This is a genomic window from Catellatospora aurea (assembly GCF_042663325.1).
GTDB classification, from domain to species: domain Bacteria; phylum Actinomycetota; class Actinomycetes; order Mycobacteriales; family Micromonosporaceae; genus Catellatospora; species Catellatospora aurea.
The window spans coordinates 1-19,179 of record NZ_JBHTAC010000067.1; the positions used below are offsets into that span (position 1 = coordinate 1).

Annotated in this window: 16 protein-coding genes and 1 pseudogene; 12 read left to right on the forward strand and 5 right to left on the reverse strand. The window is 73.6% G+C overall.

Annotated features, from left to right (window positions below; translation table 11 throughout):
* Both ACFQO7_RS35765 and ACFQO7_RS35770 read right to left on the reverse strand, forming a co-directional pair.
* Positions 1–886 (reverse strand): annotated as a pseudogene (locus ACFQO7_RS35765) (helix-turn-helix domain-containing protein); the annotation flags it as partial.
* Between the two features lie 188 nt (positions 887–1,074).
* Entirely contained in the window at positions 1,075–2,349 is a 1,275-nt protein-coding gene (locus tag ACFQO7_RS35770; RefSeq protein ID WP_376810548.1) for a hypothetical protein, read from the reverse strand.
* Positions 2,350–2,507: 158 nt separating this feature from the next.
* Between ACFQO7_RS35770 and ACFQO7_RS35775 the strand changes: the two genes are divergently transcribed.
* From ACFQO7_RS35775 to ACFQO7_RS35790, 4 genes are all read left to right on the forward strand, one after another.
* The gene (locus ACFQO7_RS35775) at positions 2,508–3,251 is read left to right on the forward strand and encodes a GntR family transcriptional regulator (RefSeq protein WP_376810549.1); all 744 of its coding nucleotides are present in this window, start codon (positions 2,508–2,510) and stop codon (positions 3,249–3,251) included.
* 538 nt (positions 3,252–3,789) lie between these two features.
* Positions 3,790–4,071, forward strand: a complete 282-nt coding sequence (locus ACFQO7_RS35780; RefSeq protein WP_376810550.1) for a hypothetical protein — start codon at positions 3,790–3,792, stop codon at positions 4,069–4,071.
* 125 nt (positions 4,072–4,196) lie between these two features.
* Entirely contained in the window at positions 4,197–5,117 is a 921-nt protein-coding gene (gene metF, locus ACFQO7_RS35785; protein ID WP_376810551.1) for a methylenetetrahydrofolate reductase [NAD(P)H], read from the forward strand.
* A gap of 46 nt (positions 5,118–5,163) precedes the next feature.
* Positions 5,164–5,853 (forward strand): CDP-alcohol phosphatidyltransferase family protein, encoded by a 690-nt coding sequence (locus ACFQO7_RS35790; protein WP_376810552.1) that lies wholly within the window; start codon positions 5,164–5,166, stop codon positions 5,851–5,853.
* Between the two features lie 2 nt (positions 5,854–5,855).
* Here ACFQO7_RS35790 and ACFQO7_RS35795 read toward each other — a convergent pair whose 3' ends face one another.
* The 3 genes from ACFQO7_RS35795 to ACFQO7_RS35805 are packed head-to-tail and all read right to left on the reverse strand — an operon-like array spanning position 5,856 to position 7,903.
* Positions 5,856–6,398, reverse strand: coding sequence for a GNAT family N-acetyltransferase (locus ACFQO7_RS35795; RefSeq protein ID WP_360539793.1), 543 nt, complete (start codon positions 6,396–6,398; stop codon positions 5,856–5,858).
* On the reverse strand, positions 6,395–6,883 hold the full coding sequence (locus ACFQO7_RS35800) for a YbaK/EbsC family protein (RefSeq protein WP_203687957.1): 489 nt from the start codon (positions 6,881–6,883) through the stop codon (positions 6,395–6,397). Before ACFQO7_RS35800 ends, ACFQO7_RS35795 begins: the two co-directional genes overlap by 4 nt.
* Positions 6,884–6,913: 30 nt before the next feature.
* Entirely contained in the window at positions 6,914–7,903 is a 990-nt protein-coding gene (locus tag ACFQO7_RS35805; RefSeq protein ID WP_376810553.1) for an EamA family transporter, read from the reverse strand.
* 472 nt (positions 7,904–8,375) lie between these two features.
* Here ACFQO7_RS35805 and ACFQO7_RS35810 point away from each other — a divergent pair, with 472 nt between their 5' ends.
* The 8 genes from ACFQO7_RS35810 (at position 8,376) to ACFQO7_RS35845 (ending at position 19,162) form a co-directional block, all read left to right on the forward strand.
* On the forward strand, positions 8,376–8,798 hold the full coding sequence (locus tag ACFQO7_RS35810) for an SAV_6107 family HEPN domain-containing protein (protein ID WP_376810554.1): 423 nt from the start codon (positions 8,376–8,378) through the stop codon (positions 8,796–8,798).
* A gap of 163 nt (positions 8,799–8,961) precedes the next feature.
* The gene (locus ACFQO7_RS35815) at positions 8,962–9,735 is read left to right on the forward strand and encodes a hypothetical protein (protein WP_376810555.1); all 774 of its coding nucleotides are present in this window, start codon (positions 8,962–8,964) and stop codon (positions 9,733–9,735) included.
* A 103-nt stretch (positions 9,736–9,838) separates the two neighbouring features.
* Positions 9,839–11,368 carry a DNA polymerase Y family protein gene (locus tag ACFQO7_RS35820; RefSeq protein WP_376810556.1) on the forward strand — a complete coding sequence of 510 codons (1,530 nt, stop codon included), beginning with the start codon at positions 9,839–9,841 and terminating at the stop codon, positions 11,366–11,368.
* 277 nt (positions 11,369–11,645) lie between these two features.
* On the forward strand, positions 11,646–14,945 hold the full coding sequence (locus ACFQO7_RS35825; protein WP_376810569.1) for an error-prone DNA polymerase: 3,300 nt from the start codon (positions 11,646–11,648) through the stop codon (positions 14,943–14,945).
* 162 nt (positions 14,946–15,107) lie between these two features.
* Positions 15,108–16,358 carry a chymotrypsin family serine protease gene (locus tag ACFQO7_RS35830; RefSeq protein ID WP_376810557.1) on the forward strand — a complete coding sequence of 417 codons (1,251 nt, stop codon included), beginning with the start codon at positions 15,108–15,110 and terminating at the stop codon, positions 16,356–16,358.
* Positions 16,359–16,384: 26 nt separating this feature from the next.
* Positions 16,385–17,122, forward strand: a complete 738-nt coding sequence (locus tag ACFQO7_RS35835; RefSeq protein WP_376810558.1) for a hypothetical protein — start codon at positions 16,385–16,387, stop codon at positions 17,120–17,122.
* A gap of 58 nt (positions 17,123–17,180) precedes the next feature.
* Positions 17,181–17,999 (forward strand): methyltransferase domain-containing protein, encoded by an 819-nt coding sequence (locus ACFQO7_RS35840; RefSeq protein WP_376810559.1) that lies wholly within the window; start codon positions 17,181–17,183, stop codon positions 17,997–17,999.
* A gap of 17 nt (positions 18,000–18,016) precedes the next feature.
* Entirely contained in the window at positions 18,017–19,162 is a 1,146-nt protein-coding gene (locus ACFQO7_RS35845) for an alkaline phosphatase family protein (protein WP_417281912.1), read from the forward strand.
* Positions 19,163–19,179: the final 17 nt, after the last annotated feature.

The window sequence follows — 19,179 nt, forward strand, 5'->3', positions numbered from 1 at the left end:
GGTCGCCGAGCCGCCGGGCCACCAGCAGCCCGTCGGCCGCGGCCCGCCCGTCCCCGGCTCGCGCCGCGGCCAGCGCGGCCCGGTGCGCGAGCAGCGCCCGCAGCCCGGGGCTGCCCGCCCGGCTGGTGCCCGCCGCGGCGATCCGGGCCAGCCGCCAGGCCGCTCGGGGATCGGCGTCGCAGAGCAGATGGCTGGCCGCGCCCAGCACGTGCCCGCCCAGCGCGGTTTCGCCCGCCTCCGTCGCCAGCACCAGTCCTGCCCGGTAGGCCCGCAGCGCCGCCGCGCGGTCCCCGGCGTCGGCGGCCGTCCACCCGGCGAGCTGTGCCAGCTCCGTGACCGGGCGCAGCAGGCGTCGCCGGTCCGCGCCGCGGGCACGGTGCAGCCGGTCGGCGGCCTGCTGCCAGCGCCGGTGCGCGATCGGGGCCAGATCGGCCCCGCCGACGAGATCGTCCATCCGCCGCAGCTCGGCGATCTGCCGGTCGAACCCGGCGACCTCATCGCCGCCTGGCCGGATGAGAAACCGACCGGACGCGATACGCGCTGATCCGTCGGCGGTGTGGTCCGGCGCGGTGTCGCCGTGCACGGTGTGGCGCAGCCAATGCTCGGCGAGCTGGTGCAGGCGGGTGACGCCGTCGGCGGGAGCGGGCCTGCCCACCGGCCGCGCGGCGGCGGCCAGCCGAGCGGGCGGCAGGTCGAGCACGAGCGCCAGCCAGGCCAGCCACTGCGCGCCGGGCAGCCGGTCGCCGCGCTCCCAGCGGCTCACCTCGTGCCTGGTCACCGTGGTGACCCCGGCCGCCGCGCAGAGCAGCGCGGCGAGTCTGGTCTGGCTGTACCCGCGTCGTCGTCGGGTCTCGGCGATCAATCCGCCCAGCGGTGGACGGGACACGGCGGCCTCCAGGCTCGTCCCACGGCATTACCGGACAACGGCCGACCCCCGGCGCAGGCCCCCATGCGCCGGATCGTTTCTACCGTCCGCGTACGACACTGCGGCCACCACGCTCCGCCGCCCGGCCAAGATCGCCGTCTCGGGTCGAAAAGTGCGGTCCGGCCCCACTTTTCGACCCGAGACGGCGATCACCGCGAGGCCAGCCGCGCCGCCGCGAGCTGTCGGACCTCCGGTGACTCGATCGGATCGTGGGCGAGGCCGTTCAGCAGCGTCCTGGTGACATGGTCGAGGTGGACGTGGGCCACGGCGAACTCGCGCACCTCGCCTTCGCTGTCGAGCAGGCCCTGCACCAGCGGCACCTCGGCGGCCAGGGGGTCGACGGCCAGCAGCGCCCGCAGGCAGGCCGTCCGCTCGTACGAGTGCGGAGTCCATCGCCACATCGCCCGCAACCGCGGCACGGCATCGGCCGCCACGGCGCCGAAGCGGGCGAAACCGTTTGCCAGGTCGTCGAACCCGCACCATTCCTCGGACTCCCACCACCTGTCCCAGGCCTCGATCAGCCGCGGGATGTCCTGCTCGGTTCCGTGCTCGGCGAGCAGGGCCGCGCCGAACCGGTGCATCCGCCCGTCCTGCGCCCATACCCTGGCGTGGTCGACGACGGCCGGGCCCAGCCGGGACACCGCGCGATGCAGCAGCGGCGTCCCGAAAAGGTCCTCGGCCAGCGCCAGCAGCCGCGGCTCCGGCGCGGACCGGGCCAGCTCCCGCACCGCGGCCGATCGCTGGCCGCGCGACGCCAGCGGGTCGGTCAGCACCGCGACCAGCACATCGTTGGGTCGCGGAGCGGGCGTCGGCGGGCGGATCGCTCGTTCGGCAGTGCGCCGTGTCAGGTCCCCGATCCGGGGATGCCGGCGTGCCCAGGTGGTCCAGGGGTCCCGAAACCCCAGCACGTCTTCCTCGTCCTGCGGGGTCAGCCGGGCGAGCACCACGGTGTCGAGGTCGTCCCAGGTCTGCCGGGGCCACCGGTAGGTGATCTCTTCGAGCACCGCCATCCAGTGCCCGGCCTCGGCGACGGCTCGCCGCAGCTCGGCCACCGCCCGGAGGTCGCCCGCGTGGCCGAGCGTCTCCAGCACCTTGAGGGTGACGTAGAAGGAGCCTTCGTCGTAGGAGGTCTCGTCGTCGAGGTCGGGGTCCCGGTCGGCCGTCCAGAAGAGATCGGTGATCGGCGTGAGATCCATGTCCAGGTCACGGACCAGGCGGGCGAGATAGTCGCCGCAGTCGTCGACCAGGCGGTCCCAGCGGTGGTCGCGCGCGATGCAGGCGTACACGGCGTCGGTCACGCCCGCGTCGCGCCGATCGCGGCGTGCCACCAGCACGCCGCGCCCGTGCCCGCGTTGCAGGCTTCCCAGCAGGGTTCGGGGATGGTCGTAGTACCAGTGGTGTCCGTCGTCATCCGGTTCGGTCATCGCGGATCAGGATGGCCACGTGCGGTCGACCGGACAACTGGAATACCGCAGTGATCATCCGCCGCGATCCGCGGTTGCAACGGCCGTGCGGAGGGAGATCGCGGTCCATCGTGGTGTCGTAGAGTGCGACTGTTCCGAACGACGGAGGGTGGTCTGCGATGGCGGGCGAGCAGCCGGCGTACCGGCGGGTGGCGGATCAGCTGCGCCGACTCATCCTCAGCGGTGAGCTGGCGGAGGGCACGCGCCTACCCTCCCTGCGCGAGATCGCCTCGCAGTACGGCGTCGCCGTGAGCATCGCGACGCGTGCCCTTGATGTGCTGCGGGCCGACGGTCTGGTGATGGCGCGGCCGGGCGCGGGAACCTTCGTGCGCCGTTTCGAGCGCATCGTGCGTAGCTCGCCGGGACGGCTGGCCCGGGACCACTGGGGCAGGGGTTCGGCGATTCAGGACCATGACACAGGCCCGCGGGCGCGGGAAGTCGACATCGTCGTCGGTGATGCGCCGGCTTCCGATTTCGTGGCGAAGGCGCTGGGCGTAGAGCCAGGAGCGCTCGTGCTCACCAGGTCCCGGCGGTTCGTGGTGGAGGGTAGGGCGGTGCAACTGTCCACCTCCTACCTGCCGACGGAACTGACCCGCGGGACGCGTATCGAGCACACCGATGCGGGTGCGGGCGGCACTTATGCACGGCTGGCCGAGCAGGGATTGGCCCCCACCCACTTCACCGAACGGATCGTGGGGCGTAGCCCGCTGCCGGAGGAGGCTGCTGCCCTCGGTCTGCTCGCCGACGGGGCGCGAATCCTGGAGATCACGCGCCTGGCGTATGCGGAAGACCGCTGTGTCGAGGTGAACCGCATGGTCCTCGACTCTGACGCCTACGAACTGACCTACTCGTTTTCCGCCTGACAACTGTTCCGAACGATCGTTGATTGTTCGGAACAGTTGTGATTGACTCATGCCACCGTCCACAAAGGAGGGCATGAGGCATGAGAACTCCCCTCGATGCTCGAACATTTGGCATATACGCCGATGCGCAGGCGGCGTATGCCCGCCACCTGTTGAAGCAGCATCTACGTGACGGCACCGGCTGTTGCCGGTGCTGCGGCCGGACTCACCCATGCGCTGAGCGCCTACACGCTGCGCGACTGATCGCTCATTTCGCGGACTGGCCGATTGACGGCCAATGAGCTGCGGCAACAACACGCATCCGGCTTGAAGAACCGACGTCCGACCTGGTGGCGGGCATGTAAGGACTTAACGCCTCCTGGCCCCTGCGCATTCTTCTGCTGGCCCCTCCCACGGGGCGGAATCTTCGCTGTGATGAACGGGCTCGCGCTGGTCGACGGCACTCCCAGTCCGGTGTGAGCCGCCGGGGCGGCGCGTCATCTCCCATGGCCTGCGCCGCCCCGGTGCCCTCGTTCGCCCGTACACCCTGGAGGGTCTGATGGAACTGCCCCCGATCGACTGGGAGAACCCGCCGCTGGAGCCGCCGGAGCAGGTGGTGCAGCCGCTGATGTGGCGGCTGGCAGCGCGGTTGCTGCACGATCACGTGCCGGGTGCGGGCTTCCGGCCGCCGGTGCACCGGTGCCGGGTGTGCGAGCTGCCGTGGCCCTGCCCGCCGCGGCGGTATGCCGAGCGTGGGCTGCTCGCCGCGTGCCGTCACCCGGCGGTGGGGCGCGGCTCGGCCTCGTTCGCGGACTGGTTCCTCACCGGTGAGCAGCCGTGAGCGCGCCGGCCGAGGGTGGTGCGGCTGGGGCGGGAGGGACCCGTGAGCACGGTCACGCGGGGCGGGCGCACCACGCACTGGGACGAAACCGCTCTTCAGGCCGGTGCGCCGATAGAGTCGGCAGGGTGACGCTGCGTGCTCCTTCCACCATGCCGGGACCCCGGCCGACCGTCCGTGAGCTGCTGGTGTCGGGGGAGCCGACGTTCTCGTTCGAGTTCTTCCCGCCGAAGACCGCCGACGGCGAACGGCTGCTGTGGCAGTCGATCCGGGAGCTGGAGTCGCTGCAGCCGTCCTTCGTCTCCATCACGTACGGCGCGGGCGGCAGCACCCGGGACACGACGGTGCAGCTCACCGAGCGCATCGCGACCGAGACGACGCTGCTGCCGCTGGGGCACCTGACCGCGGTCAACCACTCGGTCGGCGAGCTGCGCAACGTCATCGGGCACTACTCGGACGCGGGCGTGCGCAACATGCTGGCGCTGCGGGGCGACCCGCCGGGCAGCGACCCGCAGGCGGAGTGGGTGGCTCACCCGCGCGGGCTGCACTACGCCGAGGAGCTGGTGCGGCTGCTGAAGGAGAGCGGCGACTACTGCGTCGGCGTGGCCGCGTTTCCGGAGAAGCATCCGCGCTCGGCCGACTACGCCTCGGACGTGCACCACTTCGTCCGCAAGTGCCGGGCCGGGGCCGACTACGCGATCACGCAGTTCTTCTTCGACTGGCAGGACTGGGCCCGGCTGCGCGACGCCACCGCCGCAGCCGGCTGTGACGTGCCGATCATTCCGGGCATCATGCCGGTGACCAACGTCAGCCAGATCGAGCGCATGGCGCAGCTGTCCGGCGCGGCGTTCCCGCCGGACCTGGCCGAGCGGCTGCGCGCCGTCGCCGACGACCCCGGGGCGGTGCGGGCGATCGGCGTCGAGGTGGCCACCGAGTTGAGCGCGAAGCTGCTGGCCGAGGGCGCACCCGGCCTGCACTTCATCACGTTGAACCGGTCGACGGCCACCCGTGAGGTGTGGCAGCGGCTACGGGTGGGCGCCGCGGTGTAGCTCCCATCCGGGTGGCCCGTGCGAGCGGGCGGACCGGGAGTGGAGCATGGCAGCGCCGACGACGGAAACGAGCTGGGACGGGTACGTCTCCGGCTGGTCGAACTCGCACGACGGATACGACCCCCGCCACGCGGGTCCGCTGCTGCGCAAGTGGTTGCGGGCCGCTTTCACGGTCGGCGGGATGCTGGCGCGGTTCGGGGCGCGGCCCGCGTACGCGATGACGGTCGCCGTGGCCTGCGCGGTGCTGGTGCCGGTCCTCGCGGCCCGGGGCGGCTCGTGGCCCGCGCTGGCGGCCGTGGTGCTGGTGCTGGGGCTGGCCGCCGACACGGTCGGGCAGACGCTGGCGGTGCTGCTGGGCCGGACCTCCCGGCTGGCCTCGTTCTACCGCACCATGATCGATCGGCTGAGCGAGGTGTGCTGGCTGGTCGCGCTGGCGTCACTCGGCGCGCAGCGCACGCTGCTGCTGGCCTGCGCGGCGATGGTGTGGCTGCACGAGTACATCCGGGCCCGTGCCGGGGCGGTCGGGCTGCGTGCGGCGGGTTCGGCGACCATCGGCGACCGGCCCACCCGGGCCTGGCTGACCCTGCTGTCGCTGCTGCTCGCGGCCGCGTCGACGGCGCAGGTCGGGCCCGATCTGGCCGCGGGCGTGGTGACGATGGTCCTGGTCCTGTGGTTCTCCCTGGCCGTGCTCGGCCTCGGTCAGCTCCTCACCGTCGTCCGCAAGGTCCTGACCTGAGGTCAGTGGGTCATGGGCAGGGGGCGGCCGAGGACGGCGAAGGGGCGGGGGTCGCCGGGGAAGAGCAGGTGGCGGGAGACGTCGAGGAAGCCGGTGCGGCGGTACAGCCGCCAGGCGCGCGACGCCTGCTCGTCGGCCTCGGGGGTGGACAGCAGTGTGGTCGCCGCGCCGGTCATCGCCAGCAGCGCCCGCAGCTGCGCTTCGCCCAGGCCGTGGCCCTGCGCCGCGGGGCGCACGTGCAGTTCGACGACCTCGAAGCAGTCGGTCAGCCAGCGCTGCCGCGCGTCGGGGTCGAGCACGGAGCTGACCTGGTCGTGCCACCACTGGCCGGGTTCGGAGTGGTAGCCGTAGGCGAAGCCGAGCAGCTGGCCCTGGTCGCTCAGGCTCGCGATCGCCCGGAAGTGCGGGCGCTGCAGGTGCGTGGTGATGTAGCCGCGCCGTACGGCCAGCGCCTGCGGGTGGTACGACATGGCCTCGCCGAACACGGCCAGCACGTCGTTCATGCGCCGGCCGAGGTCGTCGGAGGTCCAGGGGACCAGCCTCATGCGACCTCCGCCGGTGTCGCCGAGGTGACCCTCAGCAGCTCCGGGTAGGTGATCGGGAAGACGGCCCGGGGCACCCCGCCCGCCGCCCAGATCTCGCCGTACGCGGCGAGCGCGGTGTCGATGAGGGTGCGCACCGGCTTGGGGTGGCCGAGCGGGGCGACGCCGCCGATGGCCTGGCCGGTGTGCTCGCGGACGAACTCCGGCGTGGCCCGGCGCAGCTTGGCGACGCCGAGGTCGGCGGCGACCTTCGCGGTGTCCACCCGGTGCCCGCCCGAGGTCAGCACCAGCAGCGGCTCGCCGTCGACCTCGAAGATCAGCGAGTTGGCGATCTGCGCGGCCTCGACGCCCAGGGCGGCGGCGGCCGCTGCGGCGGTGTGCACGCCGTCGTCCAGGATGACCACCCGGCAGCCGGCGCCGGTGTGGTCACGGGCGTCGGCGGCGTCGAGCGCGTGCTGGACTGCGATCACGTTCGGGTGCGACGACATCACTCGATCCAAGTCTCGGCGTGGGGCACGTCAGCTGACGGCGGGCACACGGGCGGGTGTGCCCGCCTCATTCTGCCCCAGCGGCACCGGCTCGATGAGCGCCGCCACGGGCACCCGGGCGGTCTCGGCCAGCGCCACGCCGATCAGCAGCAGCGTGCCGCCGGCGAGCTGTGCCGGGTTGAGCCGCTCGCCCAGCGTGATCCAGGCCACCGCGGCGGCGAGCACCGGCTCGATCATGCCGAGGATGCCGACGCTGGTCGCGGGCAGGTGCCGCAGCGAGCCGGCGATCAGCAGGTACGGCACGATGGTGCCGAGGATCAGCAGGTAGGCGCAGAGCAGCCAGAGCGGTGTGCCGCCGGCGGTGTGCCCGCCCAGCGCGCTCCAGTCGGGGGCGGCGCCGGACAGCGCCCGCAAGAGCAGGCCCGCCACGGCCGACACGCCGAACGCCCAGCCGGTCAGCGAGACGGTGTCGCGGCTGGCCACGCCCTTCGCGCCGAGGACGAAGTACGCGGCGAGCAGCACCGCCGCGCCGAGTCCGGCGAGCACGCCGACGCCGTCGAGGCTCAGGTCGCCCCAGATCTCGGCGACGCAGGCCAGGCCGAGCAGGCACAGGGCCAGGCCGGCCCACAGCCGGGGGCGCACCGGGCGGCGCTGGCCGAAGCGGGCCCACAGCGCGACGAACAGCGGAGCGGTGTATTCGAACAGCAGCGCGACGCCGACCGGCATGCGGGAGATCGCCACGAAGTAGAGCATCGGCACGGCGAGGAAACCGGTGATGCCGTACGCGATGAGCAGCGGCAGCTGCCGGGCGGTGACGGCGAACCGGCGCAGTCCGGGGCGCAGGACCGCGCCCAGCGCGATCAGCCCGGCGCACGCGCCCAGCGCCCGCAATGTGGTGAGGTCGGGTGCGCTTACCCCGGCGCGCAGGATCAGCTTGGAGACCGTGCCGTTGACGGCGAACAGCAGGCTGGCCAGCGTGACCATGGTGATGCCCAGGGCGGGGCGAGGACGGAACGGCACCGTACGAGGCTACCTGTTGTCATGTGCGTAGCCGCATCTGGTCCTTACGTAAACGGTCCGGGTGGCGACACGGCGCGGGCCAGGGTTTACAACACGATTTTTTCGAACTAACGTTCTACTCGTTGTTCGGACAAGTGTTCGATCATGTCTCGGGGGGAGCGGTTCGCTACCGCGAACTCCGGGCCGGTGTTCGCGGCACCGACCCAGGTCACCGGAGATTCGCGGCTCCGGCGGCCGACCAGGCGGGTGCCACTCGCTGCCCAACGACCCCCGGGCAGCGGGTGGCCGCCCGACCGGCGAGCCGGTCCGGGCGTGGCGTGGGGAAGCTCCACGCCCGGCCGGCAAGCGCTACACCACGTTCTTCCTCCGTGGCTCGGAAAGCGGGCAGTCGCCCGGCCCGGAACGACCCGGGTCCGAATGACAGCCCTGGGGCTCGGCCGGGTATAGGCCGACGATGGAGGGAGCCGCCGACATGAACGCCACGAAGGTGCCGGCCCATCTGCTGCCGCACCGCACTCCGATCGAGCTGATCGTCCTCGCCCGCTGCGGGCTCGCCGAGGCCCGGGAGACCGAGAGCCACGCACAGCGCTACGCCATCGCGCACCTGGCCGCCCTGCGCGCCGCGGCCGCCGTGATCGCTGCCCGCGCGCTGCCCGCGCCCGCCCGCCGTCGCCAGATCACCAGCGTGTGGGTGCTGCTGGCCATGGTCGCCCCCGAGATGAGCGCCTGGTCGTCCCTGTTCTCGTCCGGCGCGGCCAAGCGGTCCGCCGCCGAAGCCGGCATAGCCCGGGTCACCGCCGAGGAGGCGGACACCCTGCTGCTGCAGGCCGTTCATTTCACCGACGAGGTGCAGGAAGCGCTGGATCTCGCGATCCAGCCCGCCCTCGCACGGTGAGTTCCGGGGCTCGCGGGGGCGGGCCCTGAGTTTCCGGGCTCGCGGGGGCCCACCGCGCCCGCCGGGCGCACCCGGACAGCCCGTTCCCGACGCCGCCCGCCCGCGGCCGCCGGGGACGGGCCACCGGGGATCACGACGACGGATGACCACGTACGACGGGGGGATGACCGCCATGACGGGGCTGAGCATGGCCCGGTCAATGGAGTTGCAGCACGCTTCGGTGCGGCGCGCCAGCGACCTCACCGACGAGCAGGCCGGCCTGGGCACGGACCGTCTGCTGCCGGTGCTGCCCGAGCTGCGCGAGCTGCTGCCCGGCCGGGGGCTGCGCCGGGGGAGCACGATCGCGGTCGCCTCGACCGACGCGCCCGGCTGCGGCGGCACCACCTCGCTGCTGCTGGCGCTGCTGTCCGCCGCGTCGTCCGCCGGTTCCTGGTGCGCCGTGGTCGGGCTGCCGACCCTGGGCATGGCCGCCGCCGCGGAGCTGGGCATCGCCCTGGACCGGCTCGCCCTCGTGCCACACCCCGGCCCGCAGTGGACCACCGTCGTCGGCGCGCTGCTCGACGGGTTCGACGTGGTGGTGGCCGCCCCGAACGGGCCGGTCGCCGCGTCCGTACGCCAGCAGCTCGCCGCCCGCGCCCGCCAGCGCGGCAGCGTGCTGGTGCCGTTCGGCGGCGGCTGGGAAGGCGCCGACGTGGTGCTCTCCCCGGTCCAGGGCATGTGGCTCGGGTTGGGCCGGGGACACGGCCGGCTGCGTGCCCGCGAGCTGACCGTCTCCGCCCGTGGCCGGGGTGCCGCGGGCCGCCCGCGCCAGGTCACCATGTGGCTGCCCGCCCCGTCCGGCCCGGCGGTTCCCGAGCCCGTGATCGTGTCGCCGCCGCGTCCGCAGCCCCAGGCCGCGGGGCAGAGCCGGGGCCACCTGCGCGTGGTGCAGGGATGACCGCGGCGCCGCGACCTCCTGGGGCGGTGCCGGCCGGTGCCGCGGGTGAGGCGACGTCGCAGCCGGTGGGCAGCGGTCGGGCACGACCGCCGGCGGTGCGCTGATGGGCGACGCCGCCCAGCGCACGATGCTCGTCTGGTGTCCGGACTGGCCGGTCATCGCCGCCGACCTGCTCGACGGCGTGCCCGCGCACCAGCCGGTCGCGGTGCTGCACGCCAACCGCGTCGTCGCCTCCTCGGCCGCCGCCCGCGCCGAGGGGGTGCGTCGCGGCCTGCGCAAACGTGAGGCGCAGAGCCGGTGCCCGCAGGTGATCGTGATCGATTACGACCCGGTCCGCGACGTGCGGGCCTTCGAACCCGTGGTCGCGGCCGTCGAGGAGATCGCCGCCTCGGTGGCGGTGCTGCGTGCGGGCGTGTGCGCGTTCGCGGCCCGCGGCCCGGCCCGCTACTTCGGCGGCGAGGAGGCCGCCGCCGAGCGCATCGTCGAGCAGGTCGCCCAGCAGTGCGGGGTGGAGGCGCAGATCGGCGTCGCCGACGGCACGTTCGCCGCGCTGCTGGCGGCCCGGGCCGGGCGGATCATCGACCCCGGGCAGACCGCCGCCTTCCTGGCCGCGATGCCGGTCACCACCCTGGACCGACCCGCGCTGACCAGCCTGCTGCGGCGACTCGGGGTGCATACCCTCGGGGCCTTCGCCGACCTGCCGCCCAGTGACGTGCTGGCCCGGTTCGGGCTCGACGCCGCGCTCGCGCAGCGCCTGGCCGCGGGCCGCGACGACCGGCCGCTCGCGGTCCGCCAGGCCCCGCCCGAGCTGGAGGTCGAGGAGCGCTACGACGAGCCGGTGGACCGCGTCGACAGCGCCGCCTTCGCCGCACGGGCGCTGGCCGAGCGCCTGCACGAGCGGCTCGCCGGGTACGGCATGGCCGCCACCCGGCTGGCCATCAGCGCGGTCACCGCCGACGGCCGCGAACTGCACCGGGTATGGCGCCACGACGGCGTGCTCACCGCACAGGCCATCGCCGACCGCACCCGCTGGCAGCTGGAGGGGTGGATCACCCAGCGCCGGATGACCGCGGGGGTCATCGCGCTGCGGCTCATTCCCGACGGCCTCGTCCAGCAGGCCGGACTGCAGGCCGGGCTGTGGGGCGACGTCGGCCAGGAACGCGACCGCGCCCACCGGGCGATGCACCGGGTGCAGGGCATCCTCGGCCCGGAGGCGGTGGTGACCGCGGTGCTCGGCGGCGGGCGCGACCCCGGCGCGCAGGCGACCCTGGTGCCCTGGGGCGACGAGCGGACGCCTGCCCGCCCGGCGGGTCCCTGGCCCGGCCGCCTGCCCCCGCCGTCGCCGGCCGTGGTGCTGCCCGAACCGCTGCCGGTGCAGCTGCTCGACGCCGCCGGCGAGGTGCTGCGGGTCAGCGCCCGGCTCGAACTCAGCGCCCCGCCCGCCCGCCTGATCTGGGACGGCCGGAAGATCGAGGTCACCGGCTGGGCGGGTCCGTGGCCGGTCGAGGAGCAGTGGTGGGACGGCCGCCGCACCCACCGCTCCGCCCGCCTCCAGATCCTCCTCGCCACCGGCCGAGCCCTCCTGCTCACCCTCAACGCCGGCCAATGGTCCATAACCCTCCACTTCGACTGACCCTGCCCACCCACCGCCCTCCCGGGTTGATCATGAACTTATGGCACGGCTCGACGGCGTTTCGCGGCCACAAGTTCATGATCACCTTCGGGTGGCGGGCGCTCGTCTCGATCGATCATGAGGTTGTGTCAACGACACGCCGACGAACCTGCCCATAAGTTCATGATCAACCCGGGAGGGCGGCCCCCGGGGTGGGGGTGAGCTGGGGGTTAGTACAGTTGTTCGAGTGGGGTTCGATAGTCAGAACCAGTTGCCGTGGGGGGAGCTGGAGCGGCGGATGCGGGGCGGCCGGGTGGTCGATCCGCTGGTCGCCGATGGGGGGGACGGGCCGGGGTTCTCGCGGAAGAGGGAGCCGTATCGGGCCGAGCCGGTCGAGCGGCCGCGGACCGCGGTGCCGTACGCGGAGCTGCACTGTCATACGAACTTCAGTTTTCTGGACGGGGCCAGTGATCCGGAGGAGCTGGTCGCCGAGGCGGTGCGGCTGGGGCTGGAGGCGCTGGCGATCACCGATCACGACGGGTTCTACGGGGTGGTGCGGTTCGCGGAGGCGGCGCGGGAGCACGGGCTGCCGACCGTGTTCGGGGCGGAGCTGAGCCTGGCCGGGTTGCCGCGCGGCGGGGGAGCGCCTGACCCGGCGGGCACGCATCTGCTGGCGCTGGCCCGGGGGCCGCAGGGGTACGCGAACCTGGCCCGCACCCTGTCCGAGGCGCACCTGAAAGGCGGCGAGAAGGGCCGCCCGGCCTACGACCTGGAGAAGATCGCCGAGACCCTGGCGGGGCAGGCGGTGATCCTGACCGGGTGCCGCAAGGGCGCGGTGCCGCACGCGCTGCTCACCGACGGGGTCGACGCGGCCACGCGGGAGCTGGACCGGCTGACCGCCCTGTTCGGGGCGGAGAACGTGGTGGTGGAGCTGACCGACCACGCGGACCCGTCGGACGCCGACCGCAACGAGGTGCTGGCGTACCTGGCGCAGCGGGCGGGGCTGCCGGTGCTCGCCACGAACAACGTGCACTACCACGCCCCGGCGCGGCGGCGGCTGGCCACGGTGACCGCGGCGGTGCGCGCCCGCACCAGCCTGGACTCCCTCGACGGCTACCTGCCCGCGGCGGCGACCGCGCACCTGCGCTCGGGCGCGGAGATGGTGGCCCGGTTCGCGGCGATGCCGTACCCGGGCGCGGACCGCGCGGTGGCGTACGCCGCGGAGCTGGGCCGGGAGCTGGCGTTCGACCTGCGCCTGGTCGCGCCGAAGCTGCCGCCGTTCACCGAGCCGGACGGCACGCGCGTGGACGAGGTGGCGTTCCTGCGGGCGCGCACCTACGAGGGAGCGGCGCAGCGATATGGGCCGCCGCAGGCGTACCCGGAGGCGTACGAGCGCATCGAGCACGAGCTGAAGATGATCGAGCAACTGGAGTTCCCGGGCTACTTCCTGGTGGTGTGGGACATCGTGGAGTTCTGCCGCAAAAACAAGATCTACTGCCAGGGGCGGGGGTCGGCGGCGAACTCGGCGGTCTGCTACGCGCTGCGGATCACCAACGTGGACCCGGTCGGCGGGGAGGGCGGGCTGCTGTTCGAGCGTTTCCTGGCCCCGGAGCGCGACGGGCCGCCCGACATCGACGTCGACATCGAGTCCGACCGGCGCGAGGAGGTCATCCAGTACGTCTACCGGCGCTACGACCGGGAGCACACCGCGCAGGTGGCCAACGTGATCTCGTACCGGCCGCGCTCGGCGGTGCGGGACGTGGCCCGCGCGTTCGGCTTCTCGGCGGGGCAGCAGGACGCCTGGAGCAAGCAGATCGACCGCTGGCACGGGGTGTCGGCCAAGGACGTCGACGGCATCCCGGAGCACGTGCTGGAGTACGCCAACGAGCTGCTGCACGCCCCGCGCCACCTGGGCATCCACTCCGGCGGCATGGTGATCTGCGACCGCCCGGTGATCGAGGTGTGCCCGGTCGAGTGGGCGCGTATGCCGGGCCGCACCGTGCTGCAGTGGGACAAGGACGACTGCGCGGCGGTGGACCTGGTCAAGTTCGACCTGCTCGGGCTGGGCATGCTGTCGGCGCTGCACTACGCGTTCGACTTCCTGGGCCAGGAGCTGGACCTCGGCGACCTGAAACCGGACGACCCCGAGGTGTACGAGATGCTCTGCCGTGCCGACACCGTCGGGGTGTTCCAGGTGGAGAGCCGGGCGCAGATGTCGACGCTGCCCCGGCTGCGCCCGGAGCGCTTCTACGACCTGGTGGTGGAGGTGGCACTGATCCGGCCCGGCCCGATCCAGGGCGGTTCGGTGCACCCGTTCATCCGGCGCAAGAACGGGCTGGAGCCGGTGGACATCCCGCACCCGCGCATGCACAACTCGCTGGCCCGGACCCTGGGCGTGCCGCTGTTCCAGGAGCAGATGATGCAGCTGGCCATCGACGTCGCCGACTTCACCCCGGTGGAGGCCGACCAGCTGCGCCGGGCGATGGGCTCCAAGCGGTCCATGGAGAAGATGGAGCGGCTGCGCGAGCGGCTGTACGAGGGCATGGCCCGCAACGGCATCGGCCCGGCGCTGTCCGACGACATCTTCGCCAAGCTCGCCGCGTTCGCCAACTACGGCTTCCCGGAGAGCCACGCGATCAGCTTCGCCTACCTGGTGTACGCCAGCGCCTGGCTGAAGCGTTACCACCCGGCGGCGTTCTGCGCGGCCCTGCTCGGGGCGCAGCCGATGGGCTTCTACTCGCCGCAGTCGCTGGTCGACGACGCCCGGCGGCACGGCGTGCAGGTGCGCCGGCCGGACGTCAACGCGAGCCTGGTCAAGGCCAACCTGGAGTGGGCGCCGGGGGACCGGTCGGGCAGCGTGCCGGGGGAGCAGCCGTCACAGTGGGGACTGGGCGGCCCGGCCGTCCGGCTGGGCCTGGACAGCGTGCGCACGCTCGGGGAGGACGTGGCGAAACGGATCGTCGAGGAGCGTGTGAGCCGCGGGGCGTACGCCGACATGACCGATCTGGCCCGGCGGGCCGGCCTGCCCGCGGCCCAGCTGGAGGCGCTGGCCACCGCGGACGCCTTCGCCTGTTTCGGCCTGGACCGGCGGGCGGCGCTGTGGGCGGCGGGCGCGGCCGCCACCGACACCCCCGACCGGCTGCCCGGCACGGTCGTCGGCGTGCACGCGCCGACCCTGCCCGGCATGGACGCGGTGGACAAGCTGGTGGCGGACGTGTGGGCGACCGGGCTGTCCCCGGACGACCACCCGATCCGGCTGGTGCGCGAGCGGCTGGCCGCGCGGGGGGCGCTGCCGATCGCCCGGCTCACCGGGGTCGAGCACGGGTCCCGGGTGCTGGTCGGCGGCCTGGTCACGCACCGGCAGCGGCCGGCGACCGCGGGCGGGGTGACCTTCCTCAACCTGGAGGACGAGACCGGGATGCTCAACGTGGTCTGCTCGCCCGGCCTGTGGCTGCGCTACCGCAAGGTGGCTCGGGGCAGCACCGCGCTGCTGGTCCGGGGCCGGCTGGAGTCCGCGTCGGGGGTGCGCAACCTGGTCGCGGACCAGCTCGCGGAGCTGACCGTGGCGACCCCGGCCGCCTCTCGGGACTTCCGTTAGTAGTGTGCTGACTACTACGGGTCCATAAAGGACGACCGTACGTCTTGTGTGGACAGGAATCTGTCGATACCGTTCGCACGACCCATCACCCCTGGGACGAACGGACAGCAGATGCGGAAATCGTCGTCGATCGTGGCGAGTTGCGGCCTTTTGCTGGCCACAGTGGTCGCCTCCCTGCCCGCTCAGGCGGCTCCGGTGCTCACCCTGGACTGCCGGGTGGCCGCCCCCGCCGCCGGGCTCGGCGCGGGGCTGACCGCGGACCGGGCGCCAGCCTATGGGCAGTGGCTCGACAGCGAATCGGGCCGCCGGGCCAACCAGGCCGTCCAGCAGGCCGCGCGGGCCGCCCTCGGCCTCGGCGACGGCAAGGAACGCATCGCCGACCAGGTGCGGCGCGGCTACATCGGCACCGCGATCGACCACAACACGCGGACGGTGACCGTCGTGGTGACCCCGGAGCAGCGCACTCGGGCCGACGCGCTCGGCAGCGGCCTCGCCGCGGCGTCCCTGGCCGCGGACGGCGCGCCCGAGGTCAAGTCGGCCGTCAAGGTCGGCTGCTTCCCGGCCGAGCGCCTGGCCGCCGCCGACGAACTGCTCGCCGCCCGCGCCTGGCACCCCGACGCGGCCCAGGCGACGTTCAGCTACCGGCTGCGCGCCGAGGACTCCCGCTACCAGGTCAGCTTCGACCCGCGCTTCCCCGCCGCCGCGCAGGCGCTGCGGGACGCGCTGGGCGAGGTCGCCGAGGTCACCCTCGAATCCGCGACCCGCACCGGCCGGCTCAACGACGGCGAGGCGCACTTCGGCGGCGCGGGCGTGCGGGTCAACTCCGGCCCGACGAACACCTGCACCACCGCGTTCGTCGCCAGGCGCAGGTCGGTCACCGGGGACACCGCGGTGTACACCGGAGGCATCAGCGCCGGGCACTGCTTCGCCAACGGCAACAAGATCTACTCGTCGACCCAGTACTGGGGCACCGCCTCGCGGGAGAGCGACTACCCCACGTACGACATGATCTTCGTGGGATCGTCCGCCGAGACCTACGACAACGTCATCCACACCGACCCGTGCTGCCCGACCCAGCGCAACATCACCGCCAAGCGCGATCCGGTGATCGGCGACGTGGTCTGCCTCAGCGGCATGGCCACCAGGGCCACCTGCGGTATCACCGTGTTCAGCCTGACCACCTCCATCTGCGACGCCGAGGGCTGCACCTACGGCCTGATGGAGGGCGGCCGCGGCGGCGACGTCATCGTGCGCACCGGCGACTCCGGCGGCCCGGTCTACATCAGATCCGGCACCAGCAACGCCGTCGCCCTCGGAATGATCATCGGCTGCACCAGCCAGTGCCGGGGGGTCGTCGCGGAGCAGCTCACCAACATCGAGTCCCACCTCAACGCCACCATCCTCATCTCCTGAGGTCGGCCACCGATGAAAGGCTCAACATGAGCGGACAGCGCAGCCTGCCGGCGCGGATCGCCGCGCTCCTGCTCGCCGGCGCGGCCGCCGCCGCGGCCGGCGGGTGCGCCGCGCGCAACCTGCCGCCCGCGGACGTGCCGGAGCCCTCGGCCGACGCGGTCGTCGTCACGACCCGGGTGCCGCAGGTGATCGACAGCGCCATCGGGCGGCTCGACAAGGAGTTCGGCAAGGCGGGGCTGGTGCCGCTGGTCACCTACGAGCCCGGGCTGCTGCTGGAGCGGGGCGTCGTCGCGGTCACCGATCCGCCCGGCGGCAGCACCGTGCCCCGCGGCAGCGTGGTCCGGGTGGTGGTGGCCGGGGCGCCGGCGACCCTCGACGAGTACATCCGCGGGCACTGGGAGACGTTCGTCGGGGCCGGAGCCGATCCGAAGGGCACCGTCGTGCTCGGGGTGCACGAGGGCAACAAGCTGCCCGAGGTCGTCCAAGGCGTGGAGAAGTACCTGAAGGGCAAGCCATACCGGCTGGTGACCTGCCCGCACTCGCGGGTCGAGCTGGAGCAGGTGGTCGTCGAGCTGGGCGAGCGCAGGTTCCTGCCCAGCGCGGCCACGCTGAAGTTCTCGCTGAGCATCGACGGGGGAGCGTGCGCGGTGCAGTTGCGCGCCGACCTCGACGATGAAGAGACCGCCCAGCTCATGGAGCGCTTCGGCGCGAAACTCGTGATCGAACGGGGCCCGCTCGGCGGCGGCTTGCGGGGAGACGGCTGACGCCCGCCGGGGCGGCGTGCCCCGACGGCCGCCCACCGGCGGCCGCTAGGCTCGCGACGTGGAGCGAACTGTGACGACAGCCCGCATTGCCGGACCCCGTACCGCCGTGATCTGGTCGGTGCTGCGCGATGAGCTGGCCGGACACGACGGCCGCCCGCTCGGCGTCGTCGACGTCGGCGGCGGCAACGGCAGCTTCGCCGTGCCGCTGGCCGAGGCCGGGCACACCGTGACCGTCGTCGACCCCAGCCCCGACGCGCTCGCGTCGCTGCTGCGCCGCGCCACCGACGCGGGCGTCGCCGATCGGGTACGCGCGCTGCAGGGCGACGCCGACTCGCTCGGCGACCTCGTCCCGCCCGCCGCCGCCGACCTGGTGCTGTGCCACGCCGTGTTCGAGTACGTCGACGACCCCGACGCGGTCGCGCGGGCGCTGCACGACGCCCTGCGGCCCGGCGGCGCGGCCAGCGTCCTGGTCGCCAACCGGGCCGCCGCCGTGTTGTCCCGCGCGATTGCCGGGCAGTGGCAGGCCGCGACCGCGCTGCTGACCGCTGGTGGGGAGTCCTCGGAGGCCGGCCGTCCAGGCGGGCCTTCGGGACGAGCCACTAGCGGAGACACGCAGGCTCGGGCCGCCGCGCGGGACACGGTGCGGCGGCGCTTCGACCTGCTCGGCGCGGAGGCGCTGCTGGCCGAGGCGGGACTGCACGTCGAGCAGGCGCACGGGGTGCGCGTGGTCGCCGACCTGGTGCCGGGCGTCGTCGCCGACGCCGACCCGGAGTCGCTGCTGGCGTTCGAGCTGGCCGCGTCCGCCGTGCCGCCGTACCGGGACGTGGCCACCCAGCTGCACCTGCTGGCCCGCCGCCGCGGCTCGTCCGACGACTGACCTGCCGGGAGGCTTCCGTGTTCGTGGCGCCGAGATACGACGAGGGCACGCTCGCCGACGTGCTGCCCGGGGCACTGGCCGCGCTGGGGGCGCCCGGCGTCGCCGACCGGCTGGGCCTGGCCGACCGGCTCGACGGCGTACGCCGCATCGCGGTGCTGCTCGTCGACGGCATGGGTCAGCACCAGCTGCCCGCGATGGCTCCGGTCGCCCCGGTCATCGCCGCGACCCTGCGCGGCGAACTCGGCCTCGCGCTGTCGACCACCTGCGGCTTCCCGTCGACGACCCCGACCAGCCTGGTCGGCCTCGCCACCGGGGCGCTGCCCGGCGCGCACGGCGTGCTGGCGTTCAACACCATCGTGCCGGGCACCGATCGGGTGCTCAACCACACCGTCTGGTCCGACGATCCGCCGCCGCGGCAGTGGGTGCCGGTGCCGCCGCTGTACGCCGCCGCGGCCGCCGCCGGGATCGACACCACGGTGGTGAACCGACCGGAGTTCGCGGCCAGCGGCCTGACCGCGGCCACCAGCGCGGGCGCGCGTTACGTGCCCGCGGTCGACATAGACGAACTCGCCACCGGCATGCTCACGGCGCTCAAGGAGGCCCCGGCGCGCGCCCTGGTGTACGGCTACCACCCGCGCCTGGACAAGGCGGGCCACGAGCACGGCCTCACCTCGCCCGAGTGGGCCGCGGCGGCCGCCGAGGTGGACGCCCTGCTGGCGCGGCTGGTCGACGGCCTGCCCGAGGACGCCGCACTGCTGGTCACCGCCGACCACGGCCAACTCGACGTGCCCGCGGACCGTCGCGTCGACGTGCACGCCGATCCGGCGCTGTCGGCCGGCCTGCGGGTGGTGACCGGCGAGCCGCGCGTGCGCTACCTGCACACCGCGCCCGGCGCGACCGCGGACGTGCTCGCCGCCTGGCGGGAGCGGGCCGGGCACGCGGCCTGGCTCGGCACCCGCGACGAGGCGATCGCCACCGGCTGGTACGGCCCGATGGCGCAGCGCCACGCGGCCCGCCTCGGCGACGTGGTCGCGGTCTGCCGCGACGACTGGGCGATCCTGGCCACCGCCACCGACCCGCCCTCGGTAGCCCGCCTGATCGCCATGCACGGCTCCCTCACCGAACCCGAAATGCGCATCCCCCTTCTCCTCTACCGCCCCTGACCCGCTGGGTCGGGGGT